The 17,872-nt window shown below is 54.9% G+C and carries 11 protein-coding genes and 1 pseudogene; 8 read left to right on the forward strand and 4 right to left on the reverse strand.

The genetic code is table 11. The features are described from left to right. Window positions 1-46 precede the first annotated feature (46 nt). The 4 genes from treP to MHI24_RS06745 all read right to left on the reverse strand — a co-directional run bounded on the left by treP (window position 47) and on the right by MHI24_RS06745 (window position 6,407). Window positions 47-2,035 carry a PTS system trehalose-specific EIIBC component gene (gene treP, locus MHI24_RS06730; RefSeq protein ID WP_340024814.1) on the reverse strand — a complete coding sequence of 663 codons (1,989 nt, stop codon included), beginning with the start codon at window positions 2,033-2,035 and terminating at the stop codon, window positions 47-49. Window positions 2,036-2,102: 67 nt separating this feature from the next. Beyond that, window positions 2,103-3,818 (reverse strand): alpha,alpha-phosphotrehalase, encoded by a 1,716-nt coding sequence (gene treC / locus MHI24_RS06735; RefSeq protein WP_340024815.1) that lies wholly within the window; start codon window positions 3,816-3,818, stop codon window positions 2,103-2,105. 798 nt (window positions 3,819-4,616) lie between these two features. Continuing rightward, window positions 4,617-5,720 carry a Gfo/Idh/MocA family oxidoreductase gene (locus tag MHI24_RS06740; protein ID WP_340024816.1) on the reverse strand — a complete coding sequence of 368 codons (1,104 nt, stop codon included), beginning with the start codon at window positions 5,718-5,720 and terminating at the stop codon, window positions 4,617-4,619. 27 nt (window positions 5,721-5,747) lie between these two features. Further along, on the reverse strand, window positions 5,748-6,407 hold the full coding sequence (locus MHI24_RS06745) for a ThuA domain-containing protein (protein WP_340024817.1): 660 nt from the start codon (window positions 6,405-6,407) through the stop codon (window positions 5,748-5,750). Window positions 6,408-6,597: 190 nt separating this feature from the next. Between MHI24_RS06745 and MHI24_RS06750 the strand changes: the two genes are divergently transcribed. The 8 genes and pseudogenes from MHI24_RS06750 to MHI24_RS06785 all read left to right on the forward strand — a co-directional run bounded on the left by MHI24_RS06750 (window position 6,598) and on the right by MHI24_RS06785 (window position 17,822). Then, on the forward strand, window positions 6,598-7,431 hold the full coding sequence (locus MHI24_RS06750; protein ID WP_340024818.1) for an AraC family transcriptional regulator: 834 nt from the start codon (window positions 6,598-6,600) through the stop codon (window positions 7,429-7,431). Between the two features lie 121 nt (window positions 7,432-7,552). Beyond that, the gene (locus tag MHI24_RS06755) at window positions 7,553-7,744 is read left to right on the forward strand and encodes a hypothetical protein (protein ID WP_340024819.1); all 192 of its coding nucleotides are present in this window, start codon (window positions 7,553-7,555) and stop codon (window positions 7,742-7,744) included. A gap of 192 nt (window positions 7,745-7,936) precedes the next feature. After that, window positions 7,937-9,670, forward strand: coding sequence for a collagen-like protein (locus MHI24_RS06760; RefSeq protein ID WP_340024822.1), 1,734 nt, complete (start codon window positions 7,937-7,939; stop codon window positions 9,668-9,670). A gap of 69 nt (window positions 9,671-9,739) precedes the next feature. Continuing rightward, window positions 9,740-10,935, forward strand: a pseudogene (locus MHI24_RS06765) (collagen-like protein); the annotation flags it as partial. A 1,055-nt stretch (window positions 10,936-11,990) separates the two neighbouring features. Next, window positions 11,991-13,727 carry a collagen-like protein gene (locus MHI24_RS06770; RefSeq protein ID WP_340024823.1) on the forward strand — a complete coding sequence of 579 codons (1,737 nt, stop codon included), beginning with the start codon at window positions 11,991-11,993 and terminating at the stop codon, window positions 13,725-13,727. Window positions 13,728-13,835: 108 nt separating this feature from the next. Continuing rightward, complete coding sequence (locus MHI24_RS06775) at window positions 13,836-14,552, forward strand: hypothetical protein (protein ID WP_340024824.1); 717 nt, start codon at window positions 13,836-13,838, stop codon at window positions 14,550-14,552. Next, on the forward strand, window positions 14,534-15,577 hold the full coding sequence (locus tag MHI24_RS06780) for a hypothetical protein (protein WP_340024825.1): 1,044 nt from the start codon (window positions 14,534-14,536) through the stop codon (window positions 15,575-15,577). The genes MHI24_RS06775 and MHI24_RS06780 overlap by 19 nt, the downstream gene beginning before the upstream one ends. A 508-nt stretch (window positions 15,578-16,085) precedes the next feature. Beyond that, window positions 16,086-17,822 (forward strand): collagen-like protein, encoded by a 1,737-nt coding sequence (locus tag MHI24_RS06785; RefSeq protein WP_340024823.1) that lies wholly within the window; start codon window positions 16,086-16,088, stop codon window positions 17,820-17,822. Window positions 17,823-17,872: the final 50 nt, after the last annotated feature.

The following is a 17,872-nucleotide window of genomic DNA, read 5'->3' on the forward strand; positions in this document are numbered from 1 at the left end:
CGCAGGGCTGCCTCCTCTCCTGATCATTGTGGCCGCACGGCACGGATTAGCCCTTGAGATGGACCGTCAGAATACGGGTCTGCTTCGCAGTGGCCGGACCGCTCCGTTCCTCAATCCGCTCCACCATCTCCTGTCCGGCCGGGATAATTACCGGTGTGATCAGCGGGTAACCGGCGGCCCGGATGGCCTCCATGTCGAATTCCAGCAGCAGCTCGCCGGCCCGGACCTGATCGCCGATATTCTTACGGGTGGTGAACCCGCTGCCCTTCAGCGATACGGTATTGATTCCGACATGAATCAGCACCTGCACGCCGCTGGAATGCTCCAGAATCAGCGCGTGCTTGCTCTTGATTACATGGGCTACTGTCGCATCAAAGGGAGCATAAACCTTACCTTCGGCAGGCTCAATGGCAATTCCTTCTCCCATCTGCTTCTCGGCAAAAGCGGGATCAGGCACCTGCTCCAGCGGCACTGCCGTTCCGCTGATAGGCGACGCCAGCTCCAGAATATTTACCGGCTCCTCCGAGCCCTGAACCGCACTGCGGCTGCTCAGCTCCCGGCTGCTGTCCGTAGCATTCGCTGCCGCCATCTGTGTTTCTGTTGCTGCCTGCTTCCCGGCGCGCTCGGCGCGCTGCACGGCGGCGCGGCCATACAGCACCGTGGCTGCAAATGGTACAATCAGAACGATGGCCATTCCGATGAAGAATACGCCCCACTGGTTCGGGAAGATCGACAGGAAGCCGGGAATTCCCCCTACCCCGATGGATGTGGCGCGGACCTGATTAATGGTAAGCAGCATCCCGGCTGCCGCTGAACCGATCATCCCGAATATGAATGGGTACTTATAGCGCACATTCACCCCAAAGATCGCCGGCTCGGTAACTCCGAGGAAGGCTGAGACAGAAGACGTCACGGCCAGCCCCTTGGTCTTCTGCTCTCTGGCCACGAACATCATGGCCAGGGCGGCGGCCCCTTGGGCGATGTTGGAAAGCGCCAGCATCGGCCACAGGAAGGTGCCGCCCTCGCTGCCGATCAGCTGAACGTCAACGGCCAGGAACGTGTGATGCATCCCTGTAATAACAAGCAATGAATAGAAACCGCCATAGATCAGGCCGCCCAGAATGGCGAAGTGATCGAAAATATACACTAAGCCTGAGGTGATGGCATTGGCAATGCCAAAGGTCACAGGTCCGATGATCGTGAAGGCCAGGAAGCCGGTAATCAGCAGCGTCACGGGCGCAACCACCAGCAGCTTGACGGAATCATGGACCCGCTTATCGAGGAACTTCTCGATGCGGGCCAGGAGGTACGCCGACACCAGGACCGGCAGCACCTGCCCCTGATAACCGATTCGCTCCAGCTCCCAGCCGAACAGATTCCAGACTGGAACGGTTCCTTCCGTAGAGGCGCTGGCATAGCTGTAAGCGCTTAACAAATCCGGATGAACCAGAATCAGTCCGAGCACGATCCCGAGCAGCGGGCTGCCGCCGAAGCGGGTCACGGCCGCCCAGCCGATTAGCGCAGGCAGGAAGGTGAAGGCGGTGCTCGCAATGGTGTTGATAATGGCGGCGATGTCCTTCCACTGCGGATAGACATCCACCAGCGAGTCCTTGAAGAATATCCCCGGGCCGGTCAGCAGGTTGTTGATCCCCAGCAGCAGACCTGCCGTAACGATAGCCGGAAGAATGGGGATGAAGATATCGGACAGCGTCTTAATCGCCCGCTGAAGCGGGTTCTGCTTGCGGGCGGCGGCCGATTTCACCTCATCCTTGGAGGAACGGGCGCCGCCCGTAATTTCAATCATTTCATCATATACCTTCTCAACTGTCCCGGGTCCAATCACAATCTGGAACTGTCCCTGGGACGAGAATTGCCCTTTGACGAGGTCATTGCGGTCCAGCGCCGCTGAATCCACCTTGCTCTCGTCATAGAGCGAGAACCTCAGCCGGGTAACACAATGCGTGGCTACCTCAATGTTCTCCTTGCCTCCGACAGCCCGGACAATATCCTCCACCTGCTTGCGGTCTATCGCCATATTCTCACTCCTCTTGTAGTGATGGTTGCCTGCTTCCTGACTAATGCGACTTAAGGGTATCCCTTGGCTACTTGCTGAGCAGCCACAGGTATGATGCATATGGAGTTAGGGATATTTCTTGGGCAAAAGCAGGCTGCTCCCCGGTATTGCCAATCAGGAGCCTGCCCCCGCCTACAGCACTTAGGTCTGTCCAGTGATGATCCGGGAATCGGAATGTGAGTTTCTTCGCGCTAAAGTTCGAGATCACCACCAGCGCCTCACCTCCGGCTGTCCGCGCATATGCGTACACCTCGGGATGTTCTTCGTCGAGCCTGCGGTACAAGCCTTCACTGAAGATGCTGTGGGTCTTGCGCAGTGCAATCAGCTTACGGTAATGATGAAAGATCGAATCCGGCTGCTCCAGTGCCTGCCGCACATTAATCTCAGGGTACCGCTCATCCACCTTGATCCACGGCGTACCGGCAGTAAACCCGGCGTTCGGGCTGTCATCCCACTGCATCGGCGTCCGGGCGTTATCCCGCGAGCGCTCCTGCAGGATCGCCAGCGCCTCTTCGGGACTTGTTCCCTGCTCACAGAGGATACGGTACATATTCAGCGACTCGATATCGCGGAATTCCCCGATGCTGGTCCATTTCGGATTCGGCATCCCGATCTCTTCCCCTTGATAGACATAAGGCGTTCCCTGTAGTCCATGCAGCGTGGTCGCCAGCAGCTTGGCGCTCTCTTCGCGGTAAATACCATCGTCAGTGAATCTGGAGAGCGCGCGCGGCTGGTCATGGTTGTTGAAGAATAGAGCATTCCAGCCCCCGCCCTCTTGCATCCCGGTCTGCCACTCGCTGAACAGCCGCTTCAGCGCCTCGAAATCATAAGGCATCAGCTCCCATTTGCGGCCGCCGGGATAGTCCACCTTCAGATGATGGAAATTGAAGGTCATCGAGAACTCCCGCCGACCGGGATTGGAATAGCGGATGCACTCCTCCAGTGTCGTCGAGGACATCTCGCCGACCGTAACCATCTGATGCGGGCCGAACACCTCGTCATACATCGCCCGGATGTATTCATGAACCCGGGGACCGTCTGTGTAGAATTTCCGCCCGTCTCCCGGCGGCACACTTCCGTTATCGTCCGGGAACCGCTGGTCCTTGGAGATCAGGTTGATGACGTCCATGCGGAAGCCGTCCACACCTTTGCCGACCCAGAACAGCATCATCTCGTTCACCGCACGGCGGACCTGTTCATTCTCCCAGTTCAGATCCGCCTGGGTCTTGTCGAACAGGGTCAGGAAATATTGGCCTGACGCCTCATCCAGCTGCCACGCCGGGCCGCCGAACTTCGACTGCCAGTTGTTCGGAGGCCCTCCGTCCGGGGCCGGGTCCCGCCAGATATAATAATCGCGGTACGGATTCTCTTTACTGGAAATGGCCTGCCTGAACCACTCATGCTCCGTTGAAGTATGATTGACCACGATATCCGTCATCAGCTTCATGCCGCGCCGGTGCAGCTCCTGCACCAGCTCCTCGAAGTCCTCCATTGTGCCGAACTCCGGGTTAATCCGCTCGTAATCGGCCACATCGTAACCGTTATCATGTCCGGGCGAGACATAGACCGGCTGCAGCCAGACAATGTCGATGCCCAGCTCCTGCAAGTAATCCAGCTTCTCCGTCAGCCCTCTGATGTCACCCGTTCCGCTCCCTGTCGTATCCTTGAAGCTCTTGGGGTACACCTGATACACCGTAGACCGGCGCCACCATTCCGCTTGCCGGGACTCGCTCAATCCCCTCACCTCCGCAGTTCTTGTTTTTCGTATGGATAAAAGTTTTGTTGCTGTTCATTAAACCTGTATATACAAGTTCAAACAGGTGGACAGGCGGGGAATTAAAAAGAGGCGGGCGAGCGAGGAAAATCGGACATGAATTGCGGCTGGGATTTCATACGCGAAGCCTCAGACGCCCCCCAATGTAATCGGTTTTTCGCATACATTTAGCCGCACGCCCCCACCACTGCCCAATGTGTTTGGTTTTTCGCATATATTTGGCCGCACACCCTCACCACTGACCAATGTGTTCGGTTTTTCGCATACATTTGCACCGCACGCCCCCACCACTGCCCAATGTGTTCGGTTTTTCGCATACATTCGGCCGCACACCCTCGCCGCTGCGCACTGTGTTCGGTTTTTCGCTCGCACGCTCACACATGAAGTAACTGAAGCAGCATTGTTGCACATCTTGCAGGATTTCTTTATAAATGTTACTGGCTGTGGGTACAATGTTGCATCATTTGCAGAATTTCCGCTGTTTGGAGTACGTTAGCGCTGGCATTGTTGCATTTCGTGCATGACTTCAGGCATAGGCCGCTTCTATTGGGCAGCATTGTTGCAATTTTTGCAGGATTTCTTTATAAATGTTACTGGCTGTGGAGCAGAGTGGGCCATTCCACATTACAGCAGCACCTATTGTGTTCAGTTTTCCGCATATATTGGCGACTTCCCTTCGTGGCAGCACAAACAGCGCCCCATCCCCCGGCAACCGGGGACAGAACGCTGCCCAAATAGTGCTGCTATCTCTTGTCTATTACTCCAAAGTTACTCCAAATATCCCTTAACCAAGCCCAGCGGCAGCAGCTTCGGCTGCTCGCAGGTGGTGGTCAGCTCGGCATAACGCTTGGAGTCAGAGCTGGTGTGGAAGGCGTGCATCATCTCCAGCACATGATTCGCCAGTTCGCCGTTCGCGCGCGGGGTCTCCCCGGTCTCGATGCAGCGGGCCATATCGGCCACGCCGATGCCCCGGCTATTCTCTGAATAACTGTGCACCACCGGAATCTCCTTAAATTCCGCGCTGTGAGCCGGACGGAGCAGGATCGGACCGCCGAAGGTGTTCGGGTCCGGCACGATCAGGGTGCCCAGCGAGCCGTAGATTTCAATCCGCGGCAATGTGCTGTGCCAGACATCGAAGCTGGTAATCATCGTAGCGACCGCGCCGCTGGCGAACTGGATCGTTCCGGCCACATGCGTAGGCACCTCGACCTCCACTACTTTGCCGAACTTCTTCTCGCTCGTAATCGTCCGTGTAGGGAACGAGGTCTTGGTCATGCCGCATACGGTAGTCGCCGGGCCCAGCAAGGATACCAGCGCTGTCAGATAATACGGACCCATGTCGAACATCGGGCCGCCGCCCGCCTGATAATAGAACTCAGGGTCCGGATGCCAGCTCTCATGCCCGTGGCAGAGCATGAATGCTGTTGCCGCCACTGGTTCTCCGATGTAACCGTCCGCAATCAGCTTGGCGCAGGTCTGCAATCCCGCTCCCAGGAAGGTGTCCGGCGCGCAGCCGATGAACAGGCCTTTTTCCTTAGCCAGCTCCACCAGTTCGGTTCCATGCTCAAGCGTCAGCGACAGGGGCTTCTCCACATAGACATGCTTGCCGGCCAGCAGCGCCTGCTTGCACACATCGAAATGGTAATTCGGCGTAGTCAGATTGACTACAATCTCAATCTCATCGGAAGCCAGCAGCTCGGCGGTGGTCCAGACATTCGGCACCCCGTACTGCTCGGCGGCCTGCTGGGCCCGCTCCAGATTAAGGTCGGAACAGGCATAGACCTCCGTATTCACGAACGTTCCGGTCAGATTCTCAAAATATATGCCGCTGATATTCCCGCAGCCGACAATCCCTACTTTTACTTTACGCACGCTGTCTCCCACCTTGTCCCGGTTTGTTTATTTCGCGGCCCACACGAAGCCTCTGCGCATCAGTTCCTTGGCTTCCGGGATATCGAAGATATCCGCATGATGCCCCAGCGAGTTATAGAATACCTTGCCCTGTCCCCATTTCTTCGTATAGACAACAGGCATCGTGATCACACCATTGGCCGAATGCTCGCCTTCGCTCATTACGAACGTCGTGGTCGCCAGCACATCCACAGCCGGGTCCACATGCAGATAATACTGCTCGGACTTCACCTTGAAATCGTGCATCCCTTCGACAATCGGGCTGGAGCCAGATTTCACGATGTTCACCTCGTAATCCACCCCGTCGTTAAACGGATGGGCCACCCACTGCGATCCGGTCAAAAATTGCCATTCTGTATTATTACGGAAGGAATCGCACATGCCGCCGTGGCAGCCGGCAATCCCTACGCCCGATGCGACAGCCGCCAGCACTGCTGACACCTGCTCCCCTTTGATCTCACCCATGGTCCACACCGGCACAATCAGATTCAGCGCCTTCAGCGCCTCCGCATCATTGAAGCTGTCCAGCGTATCGGACACCTCCACCTCGAAGCCTTCCTCCATCAGGACACCGGCAAAAATCGCCGCCACCTCATTCGGCTCATGGCCGTCCCATCCGCCTTTTACAATCAGTGCCTTCTTCGCCATATCACGTTCTCCTTTTTTCTCCTGAAATCTACCTGACAACATTGTAATCGATAGCGGGCAGTCCATCTCGCCATTTTGCTTGTAGGAGTGGTCATTTTTTGCTAAATTTAAGATTGCATTATCCTAATAGCAGGTAATCATTGAAACCGCTTCCTGATTAGTTCAGGGAATGGTGAGAACAGGAGCAGGTATGAGAGCTTTTCATGAAAATAGAACCTACGGGTCAGCGTTCCCCTTCACTGCCTTCGTCAGCCACAATATCGATTTCCTGGCCCACTGGCATAACGATCTGGAGATCGTCTATGTGCTGGAGGGCTCGATCCGCATGGGGATCAATTCGGAGACGAAGGTGCTGAACGCCGGGGACATGGCCGTGTGCAGCAGCGGCGACATCCATTATTATGACAGTAAGAACAGCCAGTCCAAGCTGCTGATGATTATTTTCAACCCTTCGCTGATCGGGTATCCGGCCGGGTGGCCGCTGAATATGCGGCTGGAGTCCCCTTTTCTGGAGAACCGCCCGTCCAGTCCTGAAGAAGAGCTTGTCCTTGTCCGTCTGCATACCATCATGCAGGAACTGTTGAAGGAGCGGACCCGCAAGCTTCCGTATCATGAGCAGTTAATAACCGGGCTGCTGCACGAGCTGTGTGCCCTGATTCTGCGGCATATGCCGCTGGATATCATCGATCCCCACAAGGATAAGCGGCGGATTACGAATATGAAGATCATGCAGGAGGTACTGGAATACCTCGACGTCCATTACATGCAGCCCATCACCCTGGCCGACGCCGCAAGGCACGCTAACATGAGCCTGTTCTATTTCTCCCGCTTCTTCAAAAGCATCTCAGGCATGAGCTTCGTCGCTTACCTGAACAGTATCCGTGTCAATCAGGCGGAACGGCTGCTGCTCGCCACCGACAAAAGCATTCTCGACATTGCTCTGGAATGCGGCTTCACCAACATCCGCACCTTCAACCGTGTATTCAAGCAGGTCAAGCTGCGGACACCGAGTGAGCTGCGTTAGCACACCGCTGCCTCTACTATAGAGGTTGGCCAAATATATAATAAGTACTAGGTTGTCACCGTCTCCGTGGGGAATCTCCAAGAATAGGATGAAAGAACCCTATTTCAAGGAGGGAAATCTATTGTCGAATCCCAATATACCCAATATCAGCCCCACGGTTACGTTAACAAGGGACGATGTCATTAACCTGCTGTTGTCCTCCATTGCCATGGAGGAGCTGGCACTTGCCCATATTATTAATGCTGAGGGTGAGAAAATCCAGTTCGTTTTGGGGACTCTGACTGGAATCAGCGGTCCTTCCGGCCAAGTATGAAGCTGAGTGGCAGGTTCTCAGATTATATAATATGTAATTTTTTACTCTATAATCGTAACCCAAGGAAGCCGACAGCAAGTAGTCAGCTTCCTTATTTATATTACTTTTAATTCACAAGATAGGTTCTTATCTATTTCGTCAACCTTCTTCAAAGAATACGATGGGATAAACTTAAAGAAGGAGGTTATGGTATTGTCCAATCCCAATATCCCCAACATCACCCCTTCCGTTTCGTTATCCAGGGATGATGCGGTCAATTTGCTGTTCTCTTCCATTGCTATGGGAGAGCTTGGGCTAGCCCATATTCTAAATGCTGAAGGAGAGAAAATCCAGTTCGCCTTGGGCACACTCCCAGGACTAACGGGTCCTCCTGCTACAGTAGCCCAGATACTGGATTTGAATAAAAATGTTCAGTCCATGCTGCGTACCACCTTCAAGCAGGATATGGTGCTGGACTCCAGGCTTACTAGCGCCGCCAATCTTCCTGCTGTTGTAACTGGACCTGGCGGTGCTCCAGGACCCCAAGGTCCTCCAGGTGGTGTCTTAAGTGTCAACGGCGAGACCGATGCAGTAGTGCTGGATGCGGAAGATGGCGTTTTCCCCATCTCACTTAACGAATCCCAGAATAGAGAACTGGGCCTGCTTACTGAGCCCGGCGTCTATAGCTCGAATAATCCGGTGGGTCTGGGGCCCCCGGACGGTCCGCCGGCTCCGGGCAACCCTCCTCTGCCACACCCTGCCGTCTGGACCATTTATGTCTCCCGTGTCGGCAACTTTGTGCAACAGCTTTACGTCTCCAATCCTGCCCTCTACTACCGCAGCAGTCAGAATGGCGGTCCCCCTTACACTCCCTGGATTCCCATCGAGGAACAAGGGCCTACGGGGTCTACAGGAGTGGGAGTTACAGGGCCGACTGGGCTGACCGGGATGACCGGGCTGACCGGCGTGACTGGCGTTACAGGACTGACTGGGTTGACCGGAATGACTGGCGTTACAGGACTGACCGGGGTTACCGGGCTGACCGGCCTCACAGGGTTGACCGGAATGACCGGAGTGACGGGGGTTGAGCCTACCGGGGCTACCGGACTTACTGGACTCACGGGGCTGACCGGAATGACCGGGGCTACTGGACTCACAGGGCTGACCGGGATGACCGGCGTTACCGGTGTCGAACCCACCGGGGCTACCGGGATGACTGGACTCACGGGGCTGACCGGAATGACCGGGGCTACTGGACTCACGGGGCTGACCGGGATGACTGGGGTTACCGGTGTCGAACCTACCGGGGCTACCGGCGTCACCGGCCTCACAGGTCTTACCGGAATGACCGGCGTTACAGGCCTCACCGGAATGACCGGACTGACTGGACTGACCGGTGTGGAGCCTACCGGGGCTACCGGGCTGACTGGACTCACGGGGCTGACCGGGATGACTGGGCTGACCGGCGTTACAGGCCAGACAGGGCAAACCGGATTTACCGGTATGACGGGATCTCTCGCTACCGTCCGCCATTCGACTTACGCAAATAATGTAACTCCCGTTACTTTACCTCCCAATCAGCCCGTCCCCCTCACGGTGAATATTGTTGATCATGGCAGTCCGGACATTACGAGGAACGGTTCGACCATAACACTATTGACCGGTACCTATTTAATTACATGGACTATTAGTGGAGGTCCTGTAACAGCCGGAGATGGTATGTTTTTCGAGATGCAACAAAATGGTGTTCCAAATTCAATTATTGGTAGCAGAGTAGCCGATAGTGCTGCTCTAAATACTGAATTAATAACTTTTTCTTGCACCTTCCTTCTAACCGTGGGGCCTACTCCTGTAAATGTCACTTTAGTGAACGTTGGCCCAGGGGATGTCGCCATAAGCTCAGGTGCAGAAAGACGTGGAGCCATGGTAACAGTAGTCAAAGTCTGATTATTCAGGATAAGCACCCTGAGCATAAACGGATATTATAGATGAAAATCATTTAAGGAGGTTACTCTATTGTCTAACCCCAACATTCCCAACATCAGCCCCACGATTACGTTAACAAGGGATGATGCCGTTAACCTGCTGCTCTCCTCGATTGCCATGGAGGAGTTAGGACTTGCCCATGTCATTAATGCGGAAGGCGAGAAAATCCAGTTCGCCCTGGGTACGCTGCCTGGAATCACCGGTACTCCTGCTACACTCGCACAGGTACTGGATGTCAATAACAGCACCCAGGCTATGCTAGATACCATCTTGCGCCAGGAGATGATGCTCGATTTCAAGCTGGATGCAGCGGCCAATGTTCCCACACTGGTCGGGCCTACCGGACCTACCGGTACTACCGGGGCCGCAGGAGCTGTAACTAGCGTCAATGGCCAGACAGGAGATGTGGTCTTGAATGCTGAGCATGGCGTCTTTCCCATCTCCAATGATGAGCCTCAGAATAGATTCCTGGGCACGCTTACTGAACCCGGCGTCTATAGCTCGAATAACCCGGAAGGCGAGGGCCCCCGGACGGTCCGCCAGCTCCAGGCAATCCTCCGCTGCCACACCCTGCCGTCTGGACAATTTATGTCTCCCGTGTGGGCAACTATGTCCAGCAGCTTTATATTTCCAATCCTGCCCTCTTCTACCGCAGCAGCCAGAATGGAGGGCCTCCTTACACCCCCTGGATTCCCATCGGGGCCCAAGGGGTCACGGGACCAACGGGTATGGGAGCTACAGGTCTGACCGGGGCTACAGGATTGACTGGTGTTACTGGCAACACTGGAGCCACTGGCCCTACCGGCCTCACGGGATTGACGGGACTTACCGGGCTGACCGGCCTTACGGGAATGACCGGAGCTACCGGGGTGACTGGCCTCACAGGGCTTACAGGGTCTACCGGGGTTACCGGAATGACTGGGCTGACCGGGGTGACTGGCGTTACCGGAATGACCGGGCTTACAGGAATGACCGGGCTCACCGGGCTCACCGGCGTTACCGGGCTTACTGGCCTCACGGGGCTGACCGGGGTGACCGGCCTCACGGGAATGACTGGGCTTACCGGGGCTACCGGGCTCACGGGTATGACTGGGCTTACCGGGACTACTGGCGTGACCGGAATGACTGGGCTTACGGGTCTTACTGGCCTCACGGGACTTACCGGGCTCACCGGGGTGACTGGCATGACCGGAATGACCGGGCTGACCGGGGTGACTGGTATTACTGGAATGACCGGGCTTACGGGTCTTACCGGCGTTACCGGAATGACCGGACTTACAGGTCTTACCGGCCTTACGGGAATGACCGGCCTTACCGGCGTCACTGGACTAAGTGCTACTGCACGTAACTTAACCGTTGGAAATAATTCTGCCACCGTAACTATAGCGGCAAGTAATGGAGTCGTCCCTCTTAATTATATTGGTCCTGACAATGGCTCCCCTGATATCACTGTAAACGGAAATTCCGTGCAACTATTGACAGGAACGTATTTAGTTACCTGGATGATTAGCGGAACTGTAGGAACACAAGGCCAACCCTTAATTTTTGAACTGCGATTAAATGGTGCTAACAATTCTATTCCGGGCAGCAGAGCTGCCAAAACTTCACCCACTGCTGGTGCAGCCACTGATCTCATGAATACCATCCTCGTTAATATAACTGCAGCCAGTGGACTAATAACACTAGTCAACGATGCTACTAACACTGTAGACTTAACCACAGATGGTGCCCGATTAGGGGCACACGTTACATTTGTCAAGCTCTCTGAATAAAAGCTAATTCCAAAGACAGCTCCACGAGGGTTTCAGCCTGTGGAGCTGTCTCTTTCTGTCTGCCTAGACCTTCTCCCAGCCAATTCTGCCCCCAGGTCGCGCCACAGTGTTGTTGGTACGATTACGGTAGGAAACAGCCAGGACTCCCCTGCAATGAATCTATTCCTCACACTGTTACGAAATTCCGTTCAATCTAACCTTGTCTATGACCCGTGCTCAGGTGATAACTTGAGAGATACGCCTGACCAGCGTACCTCTTTATTTAAAACTGGATAACAGGAGCGACCGGAACAACCATAAAGTATTGCACAAATGGTGCCAGAAGCAGATACTGCCGCATGGGGCCGCGCCTCCTCCCGCACGCTGATACGTAATCCGGCGCTGTGGATGATCTTCATGATCCTCACCTTTGGTGTGGTCTCCGAGCACTCTATAAATAGGCTCCTATATGTTCCCGTAAGAAACGCTGCGAATATAGTATAAGGTGGCCAATTATAAGGAGGTATCTTATGTCCAATCCCAATATCCCCAACATCACCCCTTCCGTTTCGTTATCCAGGGATGATGCGGTCAATTTGCTGTTCTCTTCCATTGCTATGGGAGAGCTTGGACTAGCCCATATTCTAAATGCAGAAGGAGAGAAAATCCAGTTCGCCTTGGGCACACTCCCAGGACTAACGGGTCCTCCTGCTACAGTAGCCCAGATACTGGATTTGAATAAAAATGTTCAGTCCATGCTGCGTACCACCTTCAAGCAGGATATGGTGCTGGACTCCAGGCTTACTAGCGCCGCCAATCTTCCTGCTGTTGTAACTGGACCTGGCGGTGCTCCAGGACCCCAAGGTCCTCCAGGTGGTGTCTTAAGTGTCAACGGCCAGACGGACACAGTAGTGCTGGATGCGGAAGATGGCGTTTTCCCCATCTCACTTAACGAATCCCAGAATAGAGAACTGGGCCTGCTTACTGAGCCCGGCGTCTATAGCTCGAATAATCCGGTGGGTCTGGGGCCCCCGGACGGTCCGCCGGCTCCGGGCAACCCTCCTCTGCCACACCCTGCCGTCTGGACCATTTATGTCTCCCGTGTCGGCAACTTTGTGCAACAGCTTTACGTCTCCAATCCTGCCCTCTACTACCGCAGCAGTCAGAATGGCGGTCCCCCTTACACTCCCTGGATTCCCATCGAGGAACAAGGGCCTACGGGGTCTACAGGAGTGGGAGTTACAGGGCCGACTGGGCTGACCGGGATGACCGGGCTGACCGGCGTGACTGGCGTTACAGGACTGACTGGGTTGACCGGAATGACTGGCGTTACAGGACTGACCGGGGTTACCGGGCTGACCGGCCTCACAGGGTTGACCGGAATGACCGGAGTGACGGGGGTTGAGCCTACCGGGGCTACCGGACTTACTGGACTCACGGGGCTGACCGGAATGACCGGGGCTACTGGACTCACAGGGCTGACCGGGATGACCGGCGTTACCGGTGTCGAACCCACCGGGGCTACCGGGATGACTGGACTCACGGGGCTGACCGGAATGACCGGGGCTACTGGACTCACGGGGCTGACCGGGCTGACCGGGGTTACCGGTGTCGAACCTACCGGGGCTACCGGCGTCACCGGCCTCACAGGTCTTACCGGAATGACCGGCGTTACAGGCCTCACCGGAATGACCGGACTGACTGGACTGACCGGTGTGGAGCCTACCGGGGCTACCGGGCTGACTGGACTCACGGGGCTGACCGGGCTGACTGGGCTGACCGGCGTTACAGGCCAGACAGGGCAAACCGGATTTACCGGTATGACGGGATCTCTCGCTACCGTCCGCCATTCAGCTTACGCAAATAATACGAATACCATTAATATACAACCAGGTCAAGTCTTCCCTCTCACAATAAATATTCTTGATCATGGCAGTCCGGACATTACGAGGACCGGTTCGACCATAACACTATTAACCGGCACCTATTTGATTACTTGGGAAATTAGTGGAGGTCCGGTAACAGCCGGCGATGGTATGTTTCTCGAGATGCAACAAGATGGTATTCTGCATTCAATTATTGGCAGTGGAGCAGCTAATAGTGCCGCAATTAATTCTCCAACCACTGTTGATCTTTCTGCTTCTTTCCTTCTTACCGTAGGACCGACTCCCATAGGTATCACTTTAGTGAACGTTGGCCCAGGAGCTGTCCGCATAAGCTCAGCTTCAGAAAGGGTTGGAGCGATGATAACAGTAGTCAAAGTCTGATTATTAGTATAAACAGCCTCTTCTAATCCTCTTCTAATAAAGTTGGCTAAATATTGATGAGTGTTTACGGATATTGTAATTGAAATTTAATTTTAGGAGGTTACTCTATTGTCTAATCCCAACATTCCCAACATCAGCCCCACGATTACGTTAACAAGGGATGATGCCGTTAACCTGCTGCTCTCCTCGATTGCCATGGAGGAGTTAGGACTTGCCCATGTCATTAATGCGGAAGGCGAGAAAATCCAGTTCGCCCTGGGTACGCTGCCTGGAATCACCGGTACTCCTGCTACACTCGCACAGGTACTGGATGTCAATAACAGCACCCAGGCTATGCTAGATACCATCTTGCGCCAGGAGATGATGCTCGATTTCAAGCTGGATGCAGCGGCCAATGTTCCCACACTGGTCGGGCCTACCGGACCTACCGGTACTACCGGGGCCGCAGGAGCTGTAACTAGCGTCAATGGCCAGACAGGAGATGTGGTCTTGAATGCTGAGCATGGCGTCTTTCCCATCTCCAATGATGAGCCTCAGAATAGATTCCTGGGCACGCTTACTGAACCCGGCGTCTATAGCTCGAATAACCCGGAAGGCGAGGGCCCCCGGACGGTCCGCCAGCTCCAGGCAATCCTCCGCTGCCACACCCTGCCGTCTGGACAATTTATGTCTCCCGTGTGGGCAACTATGTCCAGCAGCTTTATATTTCCAATCCTGCCCTCTTCTACCGCAGCAGCCAGAATGGAGGGCCTCCTTACACCCCCTGGATTCCCATCGGGGCCCAAGGGGTCACGGGACCAACGGGTATGGGAGCTACAGGTCTGACCGGGGCTACAGGATTGACTGGTGTTACTGGCAACACTGGAGCCACTGGCCCTACCGGCCTCACGGGATTGACGGGACTTACCGGGCTGACCGGCCTTACGGGAATGACCGGAGCTACCGGGGTGACTGGCCTCACAGGGCTTACAGGGTCTACCGGGGTTACCGGAATGACTGGGCTGACCGGGGTGACTGGCGTTACCGGAATGACCGGGCTTACAGGAATGACCGGGCTCACCGGGCTCACCGGCGTTACCGGGCTTACTGGCCTCACGGGGCTGACCGGGGTGACCGGCCTCACGGGAATGACTGGGCTTACCGGGGCTACCGGGCTCACGGGTATGACTGGGCTTACCGGGACTACTGGCGTGACCGGAATGACTGGGCTTACGGGTCTTACTGGCCTCACGGGACTTACCGGGCTCACCGGGGTGACTGGCATGACCGGAATGACCGGGCTGACCGGGGTGACTGGTATTACTGGAATGACCGGGCTTACGGGTCTTACCGGCGTTACCGGAATGACCGGACTTACAGGTCTTACCGGCCTTACGGGAATGACCGGCCTTACCGGCGTCACTGGACTAAGTGCTACTGCACGTAACTTAACCGTTGGAAATAATTCTGCCACCGTAACTATAGCGGCAAGTAATGGAGTCGTCCCTCTTAATTATATTGGTCCTGACAATGGCTCCCCTGATATCACTGTAAACGGAAATTCCGTGCAACTATTGACAGGAACGTATTTAGTTACCTGGATGATTAGCGGAACTGTAGGAACACAAGGCCAACCCTTAATTTTTGAACTGCGATTAAATGGTGCTAACAATTCTATTCCGGGCAGCAGAGCTGCCAAAACTTCACCCACTGCTGGTGCAGCCACTGATCTCATGAATACCATCCTCGTTAATATAACTGCAGCCAGTGGACTAATAACACTAGTCAACGATGCTACTAACACTGTAGACTTAACCACAGATGGTGCCCGATTAGGGGCACACGTTACATTTGTCAAGCTCTCTGAATAAAAGCTAATTCCAAAGACAGCTCCACGAGGGTTTCAGCCTGTGGAGCTGTCTCTTTCTGTCTGCCTAGACCTTCTCCCAGCCAATTCTGCCCCCAGGTCGCGCCACAGTGTTGTTGGTACGATTACGGTAGGAAACAGCCAGGACTCCCCTGCAATGAATCTATTCCTCACACTGTTACGAAATTCCGTTCAATCTAACCTTGTCTATGACCCGTGCTCAGGTGATAACTTGAGAGATACGCCTGACCAGCGTACCTCTTTATTTAAAACTGGATAAAGGAGCGACCGGAACAACCATAAAGTATTGCACAAATGGTGCCAGAAGCAGATACTGCCGCATGGGGCCGCGCCTCCTCCCGCACGCTGATACGTAATCCGGCGCTGTGGATGATCTTCATGATCCTCACCTTTGGTGTGGTCTCCGAGCACTCTATAAATAGGCTCCTATATGTTCCCGTAAGAAACGCTGCGAATATAGTATAAGGTGGCCAATTATAAGGAGGTATCTTATGTCCAATCCCAATATCCCCAACATCACCCCTTCCGTTTCGTTATCCAGGGATGATGCGGTCAATTTGCTGTTCTCTTCCATTGCTATGGGAGAGCTTGGACTAGCCCATATTCTAAATGCAGAAGGAGAGAAAATCCAGTTCGCCTTGGGCACACTCCCAGGACTAACGGGTCCTCCTGCTACAGTAGCCCAGATACTGGATTTGAATAAAAATGTTCAGTCCATGCTGCGTACCACCTTCAAGCAGGATATGGTGCTGGACTCCAGGCTTACTAGCGCCGCCAATCTTCCTGCTGTTGTAACTGGACCTGGCGGTGCTCCAGGACCCCAAGGTCCTCCAGGTGGTGTCTTAAGTGTCAACGGCCAGACGGACACAGTAGTGCTGGATGCGGAAGATGGCGTTTTCCCCATCTCACTTAACGAATCCCAGAATAGAGAACTGGGCCTGCTTACTGAGCCCGGCGTCTATAGCTCGAATAATCCGGTGGGTCTGGGGCCCCCGGACGGTCCGCCGGCTCCGGGCAACCCTCCTCTGCCACACCCTGCCGTCTGGACCATTTATGTCTCCCGTGTCGGCAACTTTGTGCAACAGCTTTACGTCTCCAATCCTGCCCTCTACTACCGCAGCAGTCAGAATGGCGGTCCCCCTTACACTCCCTGGATTCCCATCGAGGAACAAGGGCCTACGGGGTCTACAGGAGTGGGAGTTACAGGGCCGACTGGGCTGACCGGGATGACCGGGCTGACCGGCGTGACTGGCGTTACAGGACTGACTGGGTTGACCGGAATGACTGGCGTTACAGGACTGACCGGGGTTACCGGGCTGACCGGCCTCACAGGGTTGACCGGAATGACCGGAGTGACGGGGGTTGAGCCTACCGGGGCTACCGGACTTACTGGACTCACGGGGCTGACCGGAATGACCGGGGCTACTGGACTCACAGGGCTGACCGGGATGACCGGCGTTACCGGTGTCGAACCCACCGGGGCTACCGGGATGACTGGACTCACGGGGCTGACCGGAATGACCGGGGCTACTGGACTCACGGGGCTGACCGGGCTGACCGGGGTTACCGGTGTCGAACCTACCGGGGCTACCGGCGTCACCGGCCTCACAGGTCTTACCGGAATGACCGGCGTTACAGGCCTCACCGGAATGACCGGACTGACTGGACTGACCGGTGTGGAGCCTACCGGGGCTACCGGGCTGACTGGACTCACGGGGCTGACCGGGCTGACTGGGCTGACCGGCGTTACAGGCCAGACAGGGCAAACCGGATTTACCGGTATGACGGGATCTCTCGCTACCGTCCGCCATTCAGCTTACGCAAATAATACGAATACCATTAATATACAACCAGGTCAAGTCTTCCCTCTCACAATAAATATTCTTGATCATGGCAGTCCGGACATTACGAGGACCGGTTCGACCATAACACTATTAACCGGCACCTATTTGATTACTTGGGAAATTAGTGGAGGTCCGGTAACAGCCGGCGATGGTATGTTTCTCGAGATGCAACAAGATGGTATTCTGCATTCAATTATTGGCAGTGGAGCAGCTAATAGTGCCGCAATTAATTCTCCAACCACTGTTGATCTTTCTGCTTCTTTCCTTCTTACCGTAGGACCGACTCCCATAGGTATCACTTTAGTGAACGTTGGCCCAGGAGCTGTCCGCATAAGCTCAGCTTCAGAAAGGGTTGGAGCGATGATAACAGTAGTCAAAGTCTGATTATTAGTATAAACAGCCTCTTCTAATCCTCTTCTAATAAAGTTGGCTAA

This window comes from Paenibacillus sp. FSL K6-1096, from assembly GCF_037977055.1.
Classification (GTDB): Bacteria; Bacillota; Bacilli; order Paenibacillales; family Paenibacillaceae; genus Paenibacillus_AQ.

Coding starts and splice junctions, on each gene's coding strand:
- MHI24_RS06745 (WP_340024817.1), bottom strand. CDS start 6,407: ATGGCGAAGAAGGCACTGATTGTAAAAGGCGGATGGGACGGCCATGAG.
- treP (WP_340024814.1), bottom strand. CDS start 2,035: ATGGCGATAGACCGCAAGCAGGTGGAGGATATTGTCCGGGCTGTCGGA.
- MHI24_RS06770 (WP_340024823.1), top strand. CDS start 11,991: ATGTCCAATCCCAATATCCCCAACATCACCCCTTCCGTTTCGTTATCC.
- MHI24_RS06780 (WP_340024825.1), top strand. CDS start 14,534: ATGGGAGCTACAGGTCTGACCGGGGCTACAGGATTGACTGGTGTTACT.
- MHI24_RS06750 (WP_340024818.1), top strand. CDS start 6,598: ATGAGAGCTTTTCATGAAAATAGAACCTACGGGTCAGCGTTCCCCTTC.
- MHI24_RS06785 (WP_340024823.1), top strand. CDS start 16,086: ATGTCCAATCCCAATATCCCCAACATCACCCCTTCCGTTTCGTTATCC.